General features: G+C 72.1%; 14 protein-coding genes. 7 read left to right on the forward strand and 7 right to left on the reverse strand.

Annotated features, from left to right (window positions below):
- Window positions 1-20: 20 nt before the first annotated feature.
- From AB0I79_RS37460 to AB0I79_RS37475, 4 genes are read right to left on the reverse strand one after another with little or no spacing between them, the layout of a single operon-like run.
- Complete coding sequence (locus AB0I79_RS37460; RefSeq protein ID WP_357883955.1) at window positions 21-3,641, reverse strand: hypothetical protein; 3,621 nt, start codon at window positions 3,639-3,641, stop codon at window positions 21-23.
- Window positions 3,638-4,450: a carbohydrate ABC transporter permease gene (locus tag AB0I79_RS37465; protein ID WP_357883958.1), complete on the reverse strand. Its 813-nt coding sequence runs from the start codon at window positions 4,448-4,450 to the stop codon at window positions 3,638-3,640. Before AB0I79_RS37465 ends, AB0I79_RS37460 begins: the two co-directional genes overlap by 4 nt.
- Window positions 4,447-5,358 (reverse strand): sugar ABC transporter permease, encoded by a 912-nt coding sequence (locus tag AB0I79_RS37470; RefSeq protein ID WP_357883961.1) that lies wholly within the window; start codon window positions 5,356-5,358, stop codon window positions 4,447-4,449. The genes AB0I79_RS37465 and AB0I79_RS37470 overlap by 4 nt, the downstream gene beginning before the upstream one ends.
- Window positions 5,355-6,662, reverse strand: coding sequence for an extracellular solute-binding protein (locus AB0I79_RS37475; protein WP_357883964.1), 1,308 nt, complete (start codon window positions 6,660-6,662; stop codon window positions 5,355-5,357). The genes AB0I79_RS37470 and AB0I79_RS37475 overlap by 4 nt, the downstream gene beginning before the upstream one ends.
- 253 nt (window positions 6,663-6,915) lie before the next feature.
- Here AB0I79_RS37475 and AB0I79_RS37480 point away from each other — a divergent pair, with 253 nt between their 5' ends.
- The 5 genes from AB0I79_RS37480 (at window position 6,916) to AB0I79_RS37500 (ending at window position 12,235) form a co-directional block, all read left to right on the forward strand.
- Window positions 6,916-7,653: a DeoR/GlpR family DNA-binding transcription regulator gene (locus tag AB0I79_RS37480; RefSeq protein WP_357883967.1), complete on the forward strand. Its 738-nt coding sequence runs from the start codon at window positions 6,916-6,918 to the stop codon at window positions 7,651-7,653.
- Window positions 7,654-7,745: 92 nt separating this feature from the next.
- Entirely contained in the window at window positions 7,746-9,317 is a 1,572-nt protein-coding gene (locus AB0I79_RS37485) for an alkaline phosphatase D family protein (RefSeq protein ID WP_357883970.1), read from the forward strand.
- 13 nt (window positions 9,318-9,330) lie between these two features.
- Window positions 9,331-10,221 (forward strand): discoidin domain-containing protein, encoded by an 891-nt coding sequence (locus AB0I79_RS37490; RefSeq protein WP_357883972.1) that lies wholly within the window; start codon window positions 9,331-9,333, stop codon window positions 10,219-10,221.
- A gap of 19 nt (window positions 10,222-10,240) precedes the next feature.
- A complete protein-coding gene (locus AB0I79_RS37495; protein WP_357883974.1) occupies window positions 10,241-11,665 on the forward strand; it encodes an L-fucose/L-arabinose isomerase family protein in 1,425 nt (474 codons plus the stop codon).
- Window positions 11,666-11,743: 78 nt separating this feature from the next.
- The gene (locus AB0I79_RS37500) at window positions 11,744-12,235 is read left to right on the forward strand and encodes a carboxymuconolactone decarboxylase family protein (RefSeq protein WP_357883976.1); all 492 of its coding nucleotides are present in this window, start codon (window positions 11,744-11,746) and stop codon (window positions 12,233-12,235) included.
- Window positions 12,236-12,370: 135 nt separating this feature from the next.
- On the opposite strand, the gene AB0I79_RS37505 is transcribed toward AB0I79_RS37500, so the two are convergent.
- A complete protein-coding gene (locus tag AB0I79_RS37505) occupies window positions 12,371-13,984 on the reverse strand; it encodes an ADP-ribosyltransferase domain-containing protein (RefSeq protein ID WP_357883978.1) in 1,614 nt (537 codons plus the stop codon).
- Window positions 13,985-14,162: 178 nt separating this feature from the next.
- Here AB0I79_RS37505 and AB0I79_RS37510 point away from each other — a divergent pair, with 178 nt between their 5' ends.
- On the forward strand, window positions 14,163-14,834 hold the full coding sequence (locus AB0I79_RS37510; protein WP_357883980.1) for a macro domain-containing protein: 672 nt from the start codon (window positions 14,163-14,165) through the stop codon (window positions 14,832-14,834).
- A 41-nt stretch (window positions 14,835-14,875) separates the two neighbouring features.
- Here AB0I79_RS37510 and AB0I79_RS37515 read toward each other — a convergent pair whose 3' ends face one another.
- The gene (locus AB0I79_RS37515; RefSeq protein ID WP_357883982.1) at window positions 14,876-15,712 is read right to left on the reverse strand and encodes a BTAD domain-containing putative transcriptional regulator; all 837 of its coding nucleotides are present in this window, start codon (window positions 15,710-15,712) and stop codon (window positions 14,876-14,878) included.
- Window positions 15,713-15,811: 99 nt separating this feature from the next.
- On the opposite strand from AB0I79_RS37515, the gene AB0I79_RS37520 reads away from it, so the two are divergent.
- Complete coding sequence (locus tag AB0I79_RS37520; protein WP_357883984.1) at window positions 15,812-16,045, forward strand: helix-turn-helix domain-containing protein; 234 nt, start codon at window positions 15,812-15,814, stop codon at window positions 16,043-16,045.
- A 105-nt stretch (window positions 16,046-16,150) separates the two neighbouring features.
- On the opposite strand, the gene AB0I79_RS37525 is transcribed toward AB0I79_RS37520, so the two are convergent.
- Window positions 16,151-18,694: CARDB domain-containing protein (locus tag AB0I79_RS37525; RefSeq protein WP_357883986.1), on the reverse strand; the 2,544-nt coding region annotated here is incomplete at its 5' end.

Consider the following 18,694-nt stretch of genomic DNA (forward strand, 5'->3'; position numbering starts at 1 on the left):
CCACGCGGCCCCGGGGCCCGCTAACCGATCATCCGCAGGCGGACGGGGCCGAACAGGCCGGTGGTGCGCTGGCCGGGGAAGACGAAGTGGGTGGGGCTGACCTCGTCCAGGTAGGGGGCCAGGGTGCCGAGGACGAGGATCTCGACGAGGTTGTCGCCGTCGTCCAGCTCGACGTCGAACACGTACGGGGAGCAGACGCGCACGCCGCAGTGCCGGCCGTTGACGCTCACCTCGGCGCTGCCCCTGACCCGGCCCAGGTCGAGCAGGCTCGGCCCGGCGGCGGCGGTCACCGTGGTCCGGTAGCGCACGCCGCCGCTGTACCCGGCCAGTCCCTGCTCCTCCCAGTCGCCCAGCCGCATCCGGCCGGGCCCACAGGTGAACCGGACGGGCCCGGCGAGGGCCGCGCCGCCCTGCGCGCCTGGCGTGGTGTGCACGACGAGCTCGACCGGCGCGGTGCGCGGCGTGGACCCGACCGGCGCCGTGCGCGCCACGGGCTCGACGAGCGCGGGCCCGGTCGGCGCGGGCTCGGCCGGCGCCGTGCGCGCCACGGGCTCGGCCGGCCACCTCAGGTCGTACCGGGCCAGGGCGTTCACCTCGACGCCGGTCGCTCCGGGTGGCGGGTCGAGCAGGAACCGTTCGGTGCGCGGGCGGGCGCCGGGGACCGCGAACCCGGCGGGCAGGGCGACGGGGCCGCCGTCCAGCCAGTCCGCCTCCGGCAGCGGATGCGGGCGGGGCAGCAGCCACAGGGCGGCGGGGTCCCCGTGCTGGCGCCGCCGTACGCGAGGCGCCGGCGACCAGCCGGGACCGGAGACCGCCAGGCCGTCCACCAGGACCCACCCGCCGGACTCGACGCGTACGGTGTTGGGCCCCTCGCGCAGGAGGTGGGTGACGTCGTAGCGGCGCACGCGCGGGATGTCCGCCTCCGCGTACGGGTCGAAACCACCCTGCCTGCCCGCTTCGACGCCGTTCACCAGCACCCGGCAGAACGCGGTGGACGCCACCTGCAGCAACGCGGGCTGTCCCGCCTCACGCGGGTGAACGCCCGGCCGGGCGCTCTCGCTCACGTGGACGACCGTCTCCAGCGGCGTGCCCGCGATCCATTCCGGGCGGATCGCGTCGGCCGGGTCTGCCACCAGGCACGCGTACGCCCGCAGGTCGAGCTCCTCGTCCGGCACCAGCAGCAGCTCCAGCAGGTGCTCGCCGGGCGGGACGGGCGAGCGCGCGACGGCGCAGTAGCCGCGGTCGTCGAGCGGTTGTTCCGCCCCGCCGATCCAGAGCGTCTTGGCCGCGCCCGCGCCGAGGGCGAGCCAGGCGCCGCCCGGCGGGACGGTGATCACCGTGCGGAAGCAGGCCTCCGCCCCCGCCGCGACCCGCCCGAACGCCAGGAACTCGACCGGCACCCGCCCCTTGGGCCCGAGCGTCTCCCGGTGCACGGCGTCCTTGCGCAGCCCGCGCGAGGCCGACCAGACGGAAGGCGTCCACGGCCCGTCGCCGACCCGCTGCTCGCCGCGCGGCCCGAACGTCACGTCCACCGGTTCCCCGTCCGGTGTGCGCAACGTCCAGCACTCGACGCCACCGCCACCGGTCCCGAAGTCGGACCAGGTGTCGTCCAGGGTGGGGACCAGCTCGGCGTCCCACGCGTCGCCGAGGTCCCGCTCCACCGGGTACGCGGGCCGCGGCACGGGCTCGGCCTCGGTTCCGTCGAACACCAGCAGCGCGGCGGGCCCGTCGTCGAACGGCACGATCACCCGTACGGCGTCGCCCTCCCGGGTGTGCGGCAGCGGCACGGGGTCGCCACCAGCGAAGGGGCGCAGCAGCAGCGGCGTGCCGGTGACGCCTCTCACGGTGACCGGCATCTCGCGGGCGTACCGGGTGGGCTCGAAGTCGATGACCGCGTCCAGCCAGCCCAGGTCCACGCCGCGCTCCTCGGGCCGGCCGACGCGGATGCGGCTGGCCATGGGGAAGGCCGCGGGCAGGAACACCAGCGTGGTCTCGCCGACCTCCCGCACCAGCGCGGGCACGGGCGCCTCGACCCGCCGCTCCAGCCCCTCCAGCGCCTCCCCCACCTGATCGGCGGAGGCCACGAAGCGGCCACCCCACGCGGCAACGACCGCACCCGGTTCCGGCGCACCGGACGTCACATCCGCACCCAGCACCGGAACGCCGGACGACACAGCCGCGCCCGGTTCCGGCGCGCCGACCGCGACGAGCAGCCCGCCGTGCCCGGCGAACTCCGCGAGCCGGGCGGCGACGTCCTCGTCCAGGGTCGTGACGGCGGGCAGGATGATCGCCCGGTAGGCCTCGGTGGCGACCGTCAGCCGCCCGTCCTTGACGACCGCGCGCCGCACCGAGTCCTCGTCGATGACGTCCGCGTCGAGCCCGAGCCGGTCCAGCACCCCGGGCGAGGTGTCGAACCAGGCCATGTCGCCCACGAGCTCCCGGTACACCTCCTGGGCGCGCACCGCCGCCGCATCGGCCGCCCCGTCGGGCCCGACGCCGGCCTGGGCGGTGGCGGTGGGCAGGAGGACGGCCACGTCGCAGGCGTGCCGGCCGAGCGACAGCGCCGCGCACAGCCGCGTGACCGCAGCGGCGAAGACCTGGTAGTGCTGCCAGTACGGCTGCCGCCAGTCGGTGGACGGCGGCGCCCACTCCCACCAGCCGCGCTTGGTCGTGTAGTAGACCGCGTGCGGGTTGTAGAGGGTGGCCCCGGCCCGCAGCCACGGCAGCAGCCAGTCGAACGTCTCCTCCAGGGTGCCGCCCCACCCGCTGGAGTGGAACGCCTCGATCCAGGTGCGCGGGCGCCCGTAGAGGTGGGCGAGGGAGGAGTGCAGGCGGGCGTCGCCGTGGTGGTCGGAGCCGGGCGCGCCGAACCAGCGGTGGGTACGCGGGTAGTCGGCGTACAGCCGCACCCCGTCCACGGGATGCCCGCCACGGGCCGGATCCTGCTGGTCGCAGCCGTGCACCAGCCCGTGGCGTTCGTGCCACTCGGCCAGCGGCCGGAAGAACGCCTCCTCGGCGAGCTCGGCCCGGGTGAGCTGGTACGCCCGCCGGTCCTCCGGCGAGTACGGCCGTCCCCTGCGGGCCAGGTGCTCCTCGGCGAAGCGGGCGGACCAGGTGGGCAGCGTCGGCAGCTCGTCCTGGAACGACCCGGCGATCACCTTGCCGAACCAGTGCCCGGCCCGCCGTTCGAACTCGCCGTGCACGCGGTCGAGCAGCACCGCGCACGCCTCGCGGGACAGGTAGTCGAACCCCCGGGTGGTGACGGTCCCGTCAGGGGACAGCCACTGCCCGGCGAATTCCGGCCGCTCCTGCACCAGCCGCGCCTGCAGGTCGGCGCCGGAGAAGCCGAGCTGGTCGTAGAACCACAGGTACGCGCCCAGCTCGTACGCGTCGGCGCACACCCCGTCCAGCAGCTCCCACCACGCCTCGGACAGGAAGGGCGGGTCGTCGGCGCCGGCCCCGAACATCGGCCCGGAGGGGGCGAGGTTGAGGATGACCAGGTTGTGCACTCCCCCGGCGACCAGCCGCTCCATCTGCCAGCGCAGCCGGTCGCGGCGCAGCGGCTCGCCGCTCCACCACCAGATGGCGGCCGGGGAGAACGTCCGCGGTGGCACGCGGAAGACGTCGAAGATCTCGCTCATCCCTTGAGTCCGCTCGCGAAGCCCTTGATGACGTAGCGCTGCAGCACCAGGAACACCAGCACGATGGGCAGCGCGCCGAGCACGAGCCCGGCGAAGACCAGGCCGTGCTGCGAGACGTACTGGCCGACGTAGGCGAACACGCTGACCGGGACCGTCTCGTAGCCGGACCCGCCGAGGTAGACCAGCGGGGTGAAGAAGTCGTTCCAGATGAAGACGGCGTTGAGGATCAGCACGGTGCCGGTGATGGGCCGCAGCAGCGGGAAGACCACGCGGGTGAACGCCGTCAGGTGCGAGGCGCCGTCGATCTGGGCGGCGCTGGCGTACTCGCGGGGCAGCGCCCGGATGAAGCCGGTGTAGAGGAAGACGGTGAACGGGAGCTGGATGCCGGTGTAGAAGAGGATCATCCCGGCGTGGGTGCCGATCAGGCCCAGGTCGTTGACCAGCTCGTACAGGGGGATCATGCCGAGCTGGAAGGGCAGCACGATGCCGAGCAGGAACAGCACGTACAGGCCGTAGCCGAGGCGGGTCTGGACGCGGGCCAGGAAGTAGGCGGCGAACGAGCCGAGCGCGATGAGCGCCACCAGGCTGGCCGCGGTGATCACCGTGCTGTTGACCAGCGAGGGGCCGAGCGCCGCCGCCGACCAGGCGCTGGCGAAGTTGTCGAAGGTGGGCGGGTCCGGCGGGGCGAGCGGCGAGCGCGCGATCTGCCCGGGGTCCTTGAGCGCGAGCGAGATCAGCGTGTAGACGGGGAACAGGAACGCCACCGCCACCGCGATCATGACGATCTCGAGCACGAACGTCCTTCTCATACCGCCACCTCCCGACTGCGCAGGTAGTAGACCTGGACGAGGGACACCGCGGCCACGAACAGCGCCAGCACCAGGGCGACGGCGGTGCTGTAGCCGAACTTGCCGAAGACGAACGCCTGCTTGTACAGCACCGTGGACAGCGTCTCGGTGGCGTATCCGGGGCCGCCGTTGGTGGCGGCGAAGACCTGGTCGAACAGCTTCAGGCCGCCGATCGTGGAGAGCATCAGGTTGATCGTCAGGGCGGGGGCCAGCAGCGGCCAGGTGACGTAGCGGAAGCGCTGCCCGGTGCCCGCGCCGTCGATCATGGCGGCCTCGTGCAGCTCGCGCGGCACGCCTTCGAGCCCGGCCAGGAAGATGACCATGGAGTAGCCGGCGTTCTGCCACACGACCATGCCGGCGATCGACCACAGCGCGATCGACGGGTCGCCGAGCCAGTCCACCTCCAGGCCCAGCAGCCCGTTGAGGCCGGCCGACGGGTCGGGGTTGTAGATGTACTTCCACAGGAAGGCCACCATGACGGGGCTGACGACGACGGGCGCGAAGAAGACGACGCGCAGCACGGCGCGGCTCTTGAGCTTGACGTGCACGCCGAGCGCGAGCAGCAGGCCGACGCCGTTCTGCACCACCACGATGGCCACGGTGAGCAGCAGCGTGTTGCCGATCGAGCCCATGGCCTGCTCGTCGCCCAGCAGGGTGCGGAAGTTCTCCAGGCCGACGAACGACATGTCGCGGCCGATGCCGCTCCAGTCGGTGAAGGCGTAGATCACGCCGGCCACGGCCGGGTACAGCACGATCAGCGCGTACACGGCCAGGGCGGGCGCGGCGAACAGCCAGGAGGGGGAGGCCGCGGAGAAGCGCCGCCGCCGGACGGGCGCGGGCCGGGCTCGGCCCGCGGTTACGGGAGTCACTTGCGGTATGCCTCGTCCATCTTCTTCAGCGCCTCGTCGATCGTGGAGTCGCCGGCCAGCAGCTCCTGGACGACCGCGAAGTGCACGGGCTGGACCTCGGCGTTCGGCCAGCGCTGGTCCATGAACGGCACGGCGCGGTCCTTGGTGAAGGGCAGGAACGACTGGACGGCCGGGTCGATCGTCGAGCCGGCGTCCTGGGTGAGCGGGATGGCGGCGATGGCCTTGGCCCAGGCGTTGAGGTTCTCCTGGCGGCCGAGAAAGTCGATGAACGCCTTGGCCTGCTCGACGTTGCGGCCCTTGGCCGCCGCGCCGAGCCCGACGACGACACCGGCCGGGATCCACACCTGGGCGGCGTCGTCGGCGCCGGGCAGGGGGAACATCGACAGGTCGTCGGGCGAGGAGGCGGCCTTGCGGAAGTCGGGCAGGACGGCGGAGACCTGGATGGCCATGGCCGCCTTGCCGGTGGCCACCATGGAGGTCTGCTGCTCGAACGTGGTGCCGTTCGGCTTGTCGTTGAAGTAGCCGCGTTTCTGCAGCTCCAGGTACATCTCCATCGCCTGGCGCCAGCCGGAGTCGGCGAAGCTGGCCTGCCCGGCGAGCTGCTTGTCGTCGAAGGTGGGGTCCTTGGCGTACACGGTGGAGGGCACCAGCGCGTACGTGATGAGCTGGGTGACCCACGGCGTCTGGGCACCCAGCGCGATCGGCGTCACCCCGGCCTTCTTCAGCTTGTCGCACACCGCGAGGAACTCGCTCCACGTGGTGGGCGGCGCGTCGATCCCGGCCTGCTGGAAGACCTTCTTGTTGTAGACGGCGCCGATGACGGACGAGCCGGCCGAGAACAGGTAGGTCTTGCCGTCGAGCTGGAAGGCGGGCTTGAACCCGGCGGGGATCGTCTGCGTCCACGACTGCGCCGACAGGTCGGTCAGCAGCCCGGCCTGGGCGATCTGGGTCATCGACATCGCGCTGCCGTTGCCGGGGTAGACGACGTGCAGGTCGGGGGCGTTGCCGGCGCCGAGCTGGGTGCGCAGGGAGGTCTGCACCTGGTCGGTGGGCGCGTAGGACGCGGTGATGCGGACGGTGGGCGTGGCCTTGGCGTAGGCGGCGGCCAGCTCGTCCATCGGCGTCTTCTGGTCGGCCACGCCGATGAACTTGAGCTCGGTGGTGGCCCCGCCGCCGCCGGTGGAGGCGGTGGTCTCCGGTCTGGTGGAGCAGGCCGTGGTGGCGAGGGTGGCCGCGGCCAGACCGCCCATCATGCGCAGGAACTGGCCGCGGCTGACCCTGGCGTGGTGCAGCAGGTCGGTCATGTCGCTGTCTCCTCGGTCGTGCGAAGTGCTGAGATCCCCCGAGAGCGCCCGGCGATCACGGGGCCGGGCGGCAATGCGAACGTTTTAATGATTGTTAAATTAACAGTCAATCGTGTTAAAACTAGCGGTGGGTGGAGGGTACGAGTCGCCCGAGCGGGGTGTCAAGGGTAGGATGCGCAGCCGTCCGAACAGGGTGGAGACATTGGTGAATTCGCGTCAGCACACCTCCAGCAGGTCCACACGATGGCAGGGCATGGCCGAGCACATCGTGCGCCAGGGCTCCGCCTCCGTGACCGAGCTCGCCGAGAGCTTCGGCGTGAGCCTGATGACCGTCCACCGCGACCTCGACGAGCTGGAGCGCCAGGGCATGGTGCGCAAGGTCAGGGGCGGTGCGACCGCCCAGGCCAGCAACGTCTGGGAGAGCAACATCGCCTATCGGCTCAAGGCCCACACGGCGGAGAAGGACGCGATCGCCAGGGTCGTGGCCGGCCTGATCGAGCCGGGCAGCTCGGTGATGCTCGACGACTCGACGACGGCCCTGGCCGTCGCCCGCCACCTGGGCGAGCTGGCCCCGCTGACCGTCGTGACGAACTTCCTGGAGGCGATCAGGCTGCTGGCCGCCGAGCGCGACATCCGTCTCATCGCGCTGGGCGGTGAATATCACGCCACCCATGACTCGTTCCTCGGGCTCGGCTGCGTGGACGCGGTCGAGGCGATGAACGTCGACCTGGTGGTGGTGTCGACCTCGGCGGTCACCGAGCAGTACGCCTACCACCAGGAGCAAGAGATCGTGCTGGTCAAGCGGGCGATGCTGCGCTCGGGATCCCGGCGGGTGCTGGCCGTGGACGGCTCCAAGCTGGCCCGCGTGGCGCTGCACCGGGTGGCGCCGCTGGACGACTTCGACGTGGTGGTGGTGGACGCCAACGCCCCCGCGGAGCTCCTCCAGCGGCTGCGCGACCACCACGAGGACGTCCGGGTGGCAGCGATGTAACGCCCAGATGCGTTATTTGTAACTTGTATCTTGTTAAGAGCGTGCCTGCTTGCTAGAAAGTGAGGGCTTCGTCCCCCAGCTTAGGAAGCAGCATGCCGCACCCTTCACGCCGGGGCTTCCTCGGTTTAGGCAGCGCCGCCTTCGCCCTGGCCTTCACGACCGACCTGGCCGATCCGTGGACCGCGCCGGCCGCGGCCAGGACGGCCGACTACCCCTTCCAGCTCGGCGTCGCCTCCGGTGACCCGCTCCCCGACCGGGTGATCCTCTGGACGCGCCTGGCGCCCAAGCCGCTGGAGCCGCTCGGCGGGCTGCCGTTCAACAGGATCCGGGTCGACTGGGAGGTCGCCGAGGACGAGGGCTTCACGCGCCGCGTCCGCTCCGGCTCGGCCTGGGCCACGCCCGAGTACGGCCACTCGGTGCACGTGGACGCCAAGGGCCTGCGCCCCGGCCGCGAGTACTTCTACCGTTTCCGCTCCGGGGGCGAGCTCAGCCCCGTCGGGCGCACCAAGACGGCGCCGGCGCCGCGCAGCAGCCCGGAGGCGCTGCGCCTGGCGTTCGCGTCGTGCGCCTCCTGGCAGGACGGCTACTACACCGCCTACCGCCACCTCGCCGACGAGAACCCCGACGTGGTCTTCCACCTGGGCGACTACATCTACGAGTACGGCATCGTGCCGATGGGCGGCAACCGGAACACCCCGGTCCCCGAGCAGTTCCGGGTGCAGTGCGACACCCTCGACCGCTACCGCGTGCAGTACGGCCTCTACAAGAGCGATCCCGACCTGCAGGCCGCACACCAGCGCGCGCCGTGGATCGTCACCTGGGACGACCACGAGGTGCTCGACAACTGGGCCGGCCGCTTCGGCCCCGGCGGGGAGGTGACCGAGCAGGACTACCTGGTGATCCGCGCCAACGCCTTCCGCGCCTTCTGGGAGAACATGCCGGTCCGCGTCCCTTCGATGGAAGGCCCCGACGCGCGCATCTACCGCCGGTTCACCTTCGGCGACCTGGCCGAGTTCAACGTGCTCGACACCCGGCAGTACCGCGACGACCAGGTCTGCGGCGACGGCCAGCAGGTGGACTGCGCCGACCGGCTGGACCCGGCGCGGCAGATGCTCGGCGCCGAGCAGGAGGCGTGGCTGCTCGACGGCCTCGGCGCCTCCCGCGCCAAGTGGAACGTGCTGGCCCAGCAGATCGCCATGATGCAGCTCGACTACGACCCCGGCCCGGCGCAGCGGCTCAGCATGGACCTGTGGGACGGCTACAAGTCCGCCAAGGACCGCCTGCTCACCGGCATGGTCGAGCGCCAGGTGAGCAACCCCGTGGTGCTGACCGGCGACATCCACTACAACCTCGCCGGCGACCTCAGGACGAACTTCGACGACCCCGCCTCCCCCGCCGTCGGCGTCGAGTTCGTCTGCACCTCGATCAGCAGCGGCGGCAACGGCAATCCCAGCACGGGCGTGCCGCCGGGCGGCTCCGACCCGGTCAACCCGCACCTGCGCTTCTCCAGCTACCAGCGCGGCTACGTCTCCTGCGAGGTCACCCGCGGCCAGTGGCGCTCGGACTTCAAGGTCGTCCCGTACGTGGACCGTCCCGGCGCTCCCGTCTCCACCCGCGCCAGCCTGGTCGCCCTCGACGGCGCGCCCGGCCTCCAGGTGCTCTAGGAAGGAGCCGATCATGCGTGTACTCGCCGCCGCCCTGGCCGTCGCCGCCACCGTGACCACCACAGCCGGCGCCTACGACCCCGAGCCGCCCCCGCAGACGGCGTCGGTCAAGGTCGAGCCGGGCGTCTCCAAGGGCACCGGCAAGCTCACCCCGGTCGCCGGCGCGGACAAGCTCGTCGCGCCGCTCGGGGTGGACCCGGCCTGCCCCGCCAAGCTCAGGATCGGCATGCGCAGCGACGCCCGCAAGGCCGCGTACGCCACGATGCGGGTGGAGCTGGACCCGCCGCTGACGGCCTCCCGCCCGATGCTGACCAGCTACCTCCCGCCCGGCTACCAGGTCGGCGCGAACCTGCTGGTCGCCGTCCCGCCCGGCACCCCGCAGGGCACGTACGGCCTGCGCCTGCGCACGCCGGACCGCACGCTGGAGGTGCCGGTCGAGGTGGTGCCCGTGGACGGCCTCGACAACGGCGGCAACCTCGCGCTGCGCCGTCCCGTCACCGCCTCCTCCCAGCACGTCAACGCAAACTACCCGCCGTGCAGCGTCGCCGACGGCGACCGCTCCTCCAACGGCTGGGCCGGTGGCAACGGCTGGAACGACGCGACCGCCAGGGCCTGGCCCGACACGCTGGCCATCGCGCTGGGCGGAGCGCGGCAGGTCTCCCGCGTGGACCTCTACACGCTGGACACCGAGCGTTATCCCGCCTCCAGGTACGGGCTGCGCGACTGGGACGTGCAGGCGCAGGTGGGCGGGCAGTGGCAGACGGTCGCGCAGGTGCGCGGCAACACCGCGGGAACGGCCCGCTCGGACTTCGCCCCGGTCACCGCAGACGCCGTCCGCATCGTCGCGCTGGCCTCGAACGGCGCGAACGACTACACGCGCGTCATCGAGGTCGAAGTGCGCTGAAACTGATGAGGAGAAACCCGTGAACACCTTGCCCCGCATCACCCCGCCCCGCGTCAAGGTGGGCCTGGTCGCCGGCGGGCTGGGCGCCTACTGGCCGCAGTTCCCCGACCTGCTGCCCCAGCTCCAGCGGTCCGCGGAGCGGGTCTCGGAGCGCATGCGCGGCTTCGACGCGGAGATCGTGGACGTCGGCTTCATCTCCGACGCCCGCGAGGGGGACGAGGCGGCCGAGAAGCTGCGGGCCGCCGGCTGCGACCTGATCGTCGGGTTCCTGACGACGTACATGACGGCCACCATGCTCGTCCCGATCGCCCAGCGCAGCGGCGCGCCCGTGCTGCTGATCAACCTGCAGCCCACGGAGTCGATGGACCACGCCACCTTCGACACCGGCCAGTGGCTGGCCTACTGCGGCGCCTGCCCGCTGCCCGAGATGGCCAACGCCTTCGCCCGCTGCGGCATCCCGTTCCGCTCGGTCTCCGGCTACCTGGAGGACGAGCGGGCGTGGGAGCGGATCGGCCGCTGGATCCGGGCGGCGGGCGTGCGCGCGGCGCTGCGCCACGGGCGGCACGGCCTGATGGGGCACCTCTACCCCGGCATGCTGGACGTGGCCACCGACCTGACGCTGGTCAGCGCCAACTTCGGCGGTCACGTGGAGGTGCTGGAGTTCGACGACCTGCGCGTGCGCACGGAGAAGGTCACCGACGCCGAGGCCGGCGAGCGGGTGGCGCTGGCGCGGGAGGTGTTCGAGCTGGCCGACTCGGTGAACGAGGAGGACCTGGCGTGGGCGGCCCGCGTGTCGGTGGGCCTGGACCGGCTGGTCGAGGACTTCGGGCTGGACAGCCTGGCCTACTACCACCGCGGCCTGGACGGCGAGGTGCACGAGCGCCTGGGCGCGGGCATGATCCTCGGCGCGTCCCTGCTCACGGCCCGGGGTGTGCCGGCCGCCGGGGAGTACGAGCTGCGCACGTCGCTGGCCATGCTCATCATGGACCGGCTGGGCGGCGGCGGCTCGTTCACCGAGCTGCAGGCGCTCGACTTCGCCCGCGGCCACGTGGAGATGGGTCACGACGGCCCCGCCCACCTGGCGATCAGCTCCCACCGGCCGCTGCTGCGCGGGCTGGGCGTCTACCACGGCAAGCGCGGCTGGGGCGTGTCGGTGGAGTTCGACGTCAAGCGCGGCCCGGTGACCGCGTTCGGGCTGCGGCAGGCCAGGGACGGGAGCTTCGGCTTCGTCGTGTCGGAGGGCGAGGTCGTGGCGGGGCCGCTGCTGCAAATCGGGAACACGACGTCCCGGGTGGACTTCGGCTGCGACCCCGGCGAGTGGACGGACGCGTGGAGCGCCAGCGGCATCTCCCACCACTGGGCCCTGGGCACCGGGCACCGCCTGGCCGACCTGCGGGCGGTGGCCGACCTGCTGGGGGCCGAGGTGACGCACGTCCAGCCCTAGAACCGCGGTCACCTTCCTTCCGCGCGATCCGTCAGTGAGACGACACACCGACGGAGAAACCGGAAGGGAACCCCCGATATGACCACGACGACCAGCAACCAGTCGCGCCTGCCCAACCCCGGCAAGCTCGTGCCCGAGCTCGGCCAGGTGGGCGCGGCGCTGTTCAAGGCCGCCGGCAACGGCTCGATCCCGCAGACCACGATCAGCCTCGTGCAACTGCGCGCCGGTCAGATCGTCGCCAACACGTACCTGACCGTGCTGCACACCGGCAACCTGCGCAAGGCCGGGGAGCCGGAGGAGCGCATCACCGCCGTGGCGTCCTGGCGCGACGCGCCGTACTTCACCGGCGCGGAGCGGGCCGCGCTGGCGCTGGTGGACGCCGTCCTGACGCCGAGCACGTCCGGCGAGCGCGTCCCGGACGAGCTGTACGCCGAGGCGTCCGCGCACTACGACGACAAGGCGCTCGCCACCCTCTGCATGGCGATCGGCCAGGTCTGCTTCTTCATCCCCCTGGCCCTCATCGGCAGGCCGCTCCCCGGCGTGGCGCCCACCGAGCAGTGGCGCGACTGAACGCCCGAGTGACGCCGCGGGCCCCGTCCGGGACGAACCGGACGGGGCCCGCGCCGGACGGGACCCGCGCCGGACGGGACCCGAGCCGGACGGGACCCGAGCCGGACGGGGCCCGCGCCGGACGGGGCTGGGCGTTCACGCCACCAGGGGCTGCTCGTCCAGCTCCGCCAGCGTCACGGTGCACAGCCCGCCGCGCTCGGCCCGCACGTCGGTCACCTCGAGCTGCGTGCCGGGCGCGAGGATGAACTCCTCCTCGCCGGTGAACGCGGAGAACCTGCGGATCCCCACGGCCCTCCTCGGACGCACCTCGAACAGCGTCCGCTTGCCGCGCCGCCCGAGGAACGCCTGCGCCACGCTCAGCTTCGACGTGCACGAGGACACGCCCCACCACGTCACCGTCCGGCCGGGCGGGTACTGCGCCCGCAGGTCCAGCGACACCCCGCGCCACAGCGGCTCCGTACGGGCCGGCAGGTGCGACACGGCCGAGAACAGCAGCCGCAGGTACGGCAGGTAGGGCACGATCCGGCTGCGGTCGGGGCTGCGCAGGGTGGCGTTGATCTGGCGGTAGAAGGCCGACTCGCAGGTGTAGAGGTACAGGGCCGCGATCTCGTCGGCGGACAGGCCGGAGGTCTCGGCGGCGGGCAGGTTCTCGCCGAACCGGTACGACTGCTCCACGTGCCAGTCGAGCCCCGACAGCAGCTTGGCCACCGGGGCGACGGACTCGCGGAAGGGCATGAGCGGGCTGCCGAACACGCCGCTGATCGCCGGCAGCTCCAGGCCCTCGTCCTTGACGCCGGCGAGCCGTTCCAGGTAGAGCTTGTGCAGCTCCATCGTGGAGGCGATGAACGCGCCCATGCGGTCGGCCGTGCCGGCGTCCGCGCCGCCGTCCCGGCCGGCGTCGTTCCAGCCCTTGCTGGGCAGCCAGTCGATCCCGTCGGCGCCGAGCGCGTTCAGCGCCGCGTTCACCTGGGCGAAGTGGTCGCCGTCGCAGAAGATGTCGCCCTGCGCCGCGGGGTTGGGGTGGTCGATGTGCCGGACCTCGACCTCGGGATACTTGCGCTGGAGCCGGAGCACGACCTCCTTGAGGCTGCGCGCGTGCACGCCCCACCACGCGAACACCACGCCGCGGTCCTGCTCGTCGGCGCCCTGCTTGGCCCGCAGGATCTCCTCGACGATCCGCTCGACGACCGGCCGCCAGAACGCCGTGTGCTGGTCGGTGGCCATGGCCCTGTCGCTGCTGGCGGTGAGCGCCGCGTTCAGGAGCAGCACGCCCTGCGTGAGCATCGCCTGGAACCACTCCGGCGGCTGCACGGTGTCGTGCTGCTTCAGCAGCGCGCGGATGTCGGCGATCGGCGTCTTCTTCGGGATGCCGTGCTTCCACATCGCCGCCGCCTTGATGATGCAGCGGATCGACACGGTCTTGCCGAACTGGCTGTCGGCCCAGTCGTGGAAGGTGTTGTCGAACATCGCGATGCCGGTCGCGCTCTCGGCCCGCGGGTACGGGTTCTGGCCGAAGACGACGACCTTCCACTTGTGCGGCGGGTTGGGCTTGAGCGCCTGGAAGGTCAGCTCCCGCACGGGCACGACGTTCGGCCCGCGGTTCGCGCCGATGAACGTGGCCGCGGCCGGGTGCGCCTCGATGACCGGCTTCAGCAGCGGCAGCCAGGGCTCCCCGCCGCCGTTGAAGAGCTCGGCCAGGGCCAGCGGGTCGTCCGGGTCGGCGGGGGTGGGGGCGTTGTCGTCGCTCATGGTCGGCTTTCGGGTCGGGCACAAGATCGGATTGGGGGGAATTGTGCCGCATGTGATCCGCGGATGCGACGTCGCCGGGGTAGCTCGTCCGGGCGTCCTGGCAAGATCCGGAATTGTCGGCGCGGCGCGGTATCTTCGTGGCCTCTTGGAAGATCCGTACCACGCCCGGAGTGAGTTCATGACCGTCAAGCATGCGCAGCCGCCTCTCAAGGTCGTCCTGGTCGACGTCAACCCGAAGGTGGTGCAGGAGTGGCTGGCGGCCTTCGCCGACACCCCCGAGGTCGAGATCCACAAGGGTTCGCTCCTCGACCAGCGCGTCGACGCCTGGGTCAGCCCCACCAACGCGCGCGGCCGGATGGACGGCGGGGTCGATGCGGCCATCAAGCGCCACCTCGGGGCGGGCATCCAGCTCCGCGTCCAGCGGGCGATCCGTGATCAGTTCGGCGGGTCGCTGCCGGTGGGCAGCGCCGTGTGCGTGCCGTCGGGGGCGACCAACCCGCGGTTCCTGATCTCCACGCCGACCATGGTGCAGTCGGCGCAGGACGTCAGCGAGACGCTGAACGTGGCGATGGCGTGCGCCGCCGCGTTCCAGGCCATCCACATGCAGAACGAGCGGGAGGCGGGCAGCATCGGGTCGGTCGCGCTGGTGGGCATGGGCGCGGCGACGGGCAAGGTGCCGCCGCGGGTGTGCGCCAACCTGATGTGGACCGGCTACACGCTGTTCAACGACTACTCCTTCGGCGACTACGACGAGCTGCGCGCCACGATCCGCGAGCAGCTCGACGACATCGACGACCGCCCGCAGGAGCGCGTCCGCATCAAGCCCCCGGCCACCCGCGCCCGCGCCTGACGGCACGAGTCCGAGCTGCCGCACGACACCGGCGACGCGCGCTACCTGCTGGGCCGGCCGAACGAGTTCGGCCTGTTCAGCTCGTACTGGCCTGGCCGGTGGCGCCACCAGCCCTGCCTGGTGGCGGGGGTGGCGCCAGGAAGGTCGAGCGGGCGGCCGGCGAGCAGGTCCGCGTGTGCCCGCCGCAGGTCGCGATTCGGCTCCACGCCCAGCTCGCGGGCGATGACGGCGCGGACGCGGCCGTACCAGCGCAGCTCCTCGGCCTGGCGCCCGCACCGGTCGAGCGCGACGAGCAGGCGCAGGCACAGGGATTCGCGCAGCAGGTGACGGGTGACCTGCTCGCCCAGCTCCGCCACCGCCTCGCCCGCGGCCGGCGAGGATGTCCAGCTCGGCGCGCCGTTCCAGGGCGTGAGGTGACGCTCGGTCAGGCGGGGCGCCTGGATCTCCTCCAGCCGGCGGGAGCTCACGCCGTCGAACGGCCGGCCCCGCCACAGTGCCAGGGCATCCTGGATCAGCTCGCGCTCGCGCGGGGAGCCCCGCCCGGCGGCGGCGCGGTCCAGCGCCCGCTCGAAGCGCGGCGCGTCGACGGCGGCGGGGGCTGCGCGGAGCAGGAGCCCGTCCTGGCGGGTCTCGATCCACTCCCGCCCGAGCGCCTCGCGCAGCCGGGCCGCGTAGATATGCAGGCAGCGGCGGCTGTAGCGGGGCTGCGCGTCCGACCAGACCGCCTCGGCCAGCCGTTTCATCGACACGGTGGCCGAGGCGGACATGGCCGGCACGACCAGCAGCGTCCGCAGCTTGCCGGTGGTCAGCGGCACCGGCCGCCCGTCCACGGCCACCTCCAGCACCCCGAGCACCCCCACCGTCAGCCCTCGGCGCACGGCAGCCTCCTGCTCCGGCACCGGCCCACGCCACCCCGCAGCCTCCTGATCCGGCACCGGTCCGCGTCCGGCCGGCGTCTGCTGCTCCCGCGGCGACCCGTGCCCGGCCGGTTTCGCCGGTTCCCCGGCGGGTCGCTCGCCTGGGCCGGTCATCGCGTCACCGGGCGGCCGGGGCGGGCCGTGACGGGCACGGCCGCCGCCGCGGCCAGGACGAGCGAGCCGCTCGCCGCCATCGCGCGCCGCTGCGGCTTCGCCTCCGCCGAGACCTTCCGCCAGGCGTTCGTGGCCTGGGCCGGCGTCCCGCCGTCGCGGTTCCGCGCGGCCGAACGATGAAAGCGCGTGCAGGGCTACGGCCGAGCGTTGAAAACGCGCGCGAGGCTACGGCCGAGCGTTCGAGAGGGCGTGCGGCTCCGGGGCCCGGAGCCGCACGCGCGGAGCTCAGTCTCCTGTGATCACGAAGGTCGAGCCCGGCTCCCTGACGATGTCGCCGGTGGCCGAGTTCGTGATGGTGACGCCGGTCAGGGTCGCGCTGCCGCGGGCGCTGCCCTGGGCCAGGATGCCGGCGCCGTTGTTGGACCTGTCGATGCGGACGTTGGTGATGGCGACGTTCGGCATGTTGCCGCCACCGCCCTTGAACTGGATGCCGTCGTAGGTCGAGTCGTGGATGTCGGTGTCACGGATGGTCACGCCGGTGATGTCCCGGTTCTGGGCGAAGAGCGTGATGGCGCCGAACTTCTGCGCCTCGCCCCAGAAGACGCCGCCGCAGCGGTACAGCGCGTTGCCCGCGATCAGCGTCTGGCCGGAGAACGGCAGGGGGTTGTGGTCGGTGGCGAGCATGATGCCGGGGTAGTTCATCGTGTCGTAGATCAGGTTGTTCTCGATCTTGTTGTTGTAGCCGCCGTAGATCGCGATGCCGTTGGCCCGCCACGGAAGCTGCACGGTGTTGTTGACGAACTGGTTGTCGTGGGCGATGTCCACCGACGGGTCCTTCACGTACGGGTTCGCCCAGACGGCCAGCGAGTCGTCACCCGTCGTGCGGAAGGAGGAGTTGAAGACGCGCGAGTTCCGGGTGCCGTTGCTGAAGTTGATGCCGTCGGCGTAGGTGTTGCGGATGCGCATGCCGCTGAACTGCAACCCGTCGGCCGGCCCCCACAGCTCGGGGATGTTGTCGTAGTCGCGGCCGACCCAGACGCCCACGTTGGCGTGCTCGATCCAGACGTTCGAGATCTTCGTGTTCTGGCCGAAGCGCCCGTTCAGCCCGACCCCGCCCTCGGCGCCGCCGGGGCCGCCGCGGATGCGGCCGGAGCCGAAGATGGCCAGGTCGGAGATCTGCACGTTGTCGTCGATGTCGAAGCCGAAGTTGCCCTCGTGCGGGTGGTTGATGCCGCCCGTCGCCAGGTGCGGCTCGGTCAGGGTGTAGAGCTGGGAGTGCCACATGCCCGCGCCGCGGATCGTGACGTCGCTGATGCCGACCTGGTTGTACGGGCCGCGGTTCAGCGGGTCGTCGGTCAGGATCTTCTTCTCCTGCCGCCACTGGCCCGGCGGGATCCACACGCAGTCGATGACGCCGTTCTGGTCGTCGGTGACCGCCCGCTGGATGGCGGCCGTGTCGTCGTTCGCGTCGCCGGGCACGGCGCCGTACTCGGTGATCGAGGTGCACGCGGCCGGTTTGGCGGCCGGTGGCGCCACGTCCTCCAGGTCGATCAGGTCGATGATGTAGAAGGCGGCGCTGTCGCCGGCGTCCCGCTGGAGGCGGAACTTCGTGCCGGCCGGGTACGAACGCGACAGCAGCGCGTGCGACTCGTCGAACAGCCTCCTGGCGTCGGCCTGCGGCGTGTTGGTCAGCGCCTCCGGGTCGTCGCTGGTGCCGTACAGCCAGCTGTGCTTGGAGGAGAGGGTGAGTTTGCGGGCGAAGGTCCCGTCGATGTAGAGGCTGATCGTGGCGTCGATGCCGCCGCCGCCCGGCGCGTCCGGGATCGAGTTGCGCACGACGATCGAGTTGGCGGGGTTGGTCGAGGTGAACTCGACGTACTGGCCGGTACTGTCGAGCCGCACCGACTTCCTGCCCGAGGACTCGGTGGCGAAGTTCGTGTGGCCGAACGTGCGCAGCGGGTCCGTCTGGAGCAGGGTGCCCTGGTAGGCGGCGGATTCGGCCTCGTACTCGACGTACGGCACCGAGGCGCCGCGGCCGACGGTGATCGCCTGCGAGAGCGTGTTGTTGCTCTCGTCGGTCTCGGTGACGGCGCCGGTCGCGTCGGCGGTGGCGGTGATCGTGGCGCCGCCGGTGGTGGCGGTCCAGCCGCCGGTGACGGCCACATTGGCCGTCGCGCCCGCGGCGATCGGCGCCGTGCCGGTGTCGAGCGTGGTGCCGCCCACCGCCACGCGGGTGACCGTGGTCGCGCCGGTCGTGGTCGTGCCGCGGTTCTTCACGGCCACGGTGAACGTGACCCGCGTGCCGGCGGCGGGGTTCGGCGGGGTGGCGCTGATGCTCAGCACCTGGAGGTCGGGGCCGGGGGCTTCGGCGATCTCCAGGGAGGTGGGCGCGGTGTAGGCGTTGTTGGCCTCGTTCTGCTCGGGGACCTCTCCCTCCTCGTCCACCTTGGCCGAGACCTGGTACGTCCCCGCCTTCCTTGTCCCGATATTTGCGGACACGGTGGTGGATGCTCCGGCGGCCAGCGCGCCCACGCCGGCGCTGCCCGCCTTGGTGGTGCCCGCGTAGAGGTTCACCGAGGTCGCGGTGGAGGCGGCGGTGCCGGCGTTCCTTACCGTGGCCGACAGCGTGATCGCGGTCGTCGCGGTGGGTGAGGCAGGCGTCCAGGTGAGGCCGGTGACGACGAGGTCGGGGTTGGGTGCGGGGGTGCCGAAGATCTGGAACTCGGCGACCTGGCCGCTGGGGGCGCCGGAGTTGGCGGTGAACTGCAGCCGCACGTCGGCGGCCCTGCCGGTGACCGGGATGGTCACGGTGTTGCCCGTGGCCGGGTC

This window comes from Nonomuraea sp. NPDC050202 (assembly GCF_040656115.1).
Taxonomy (GTDB): Bacteria; Actinomycetota; Actinomycetes; order Streptosporangiales; family Streptosporangiaceae; genus Nonomuraea.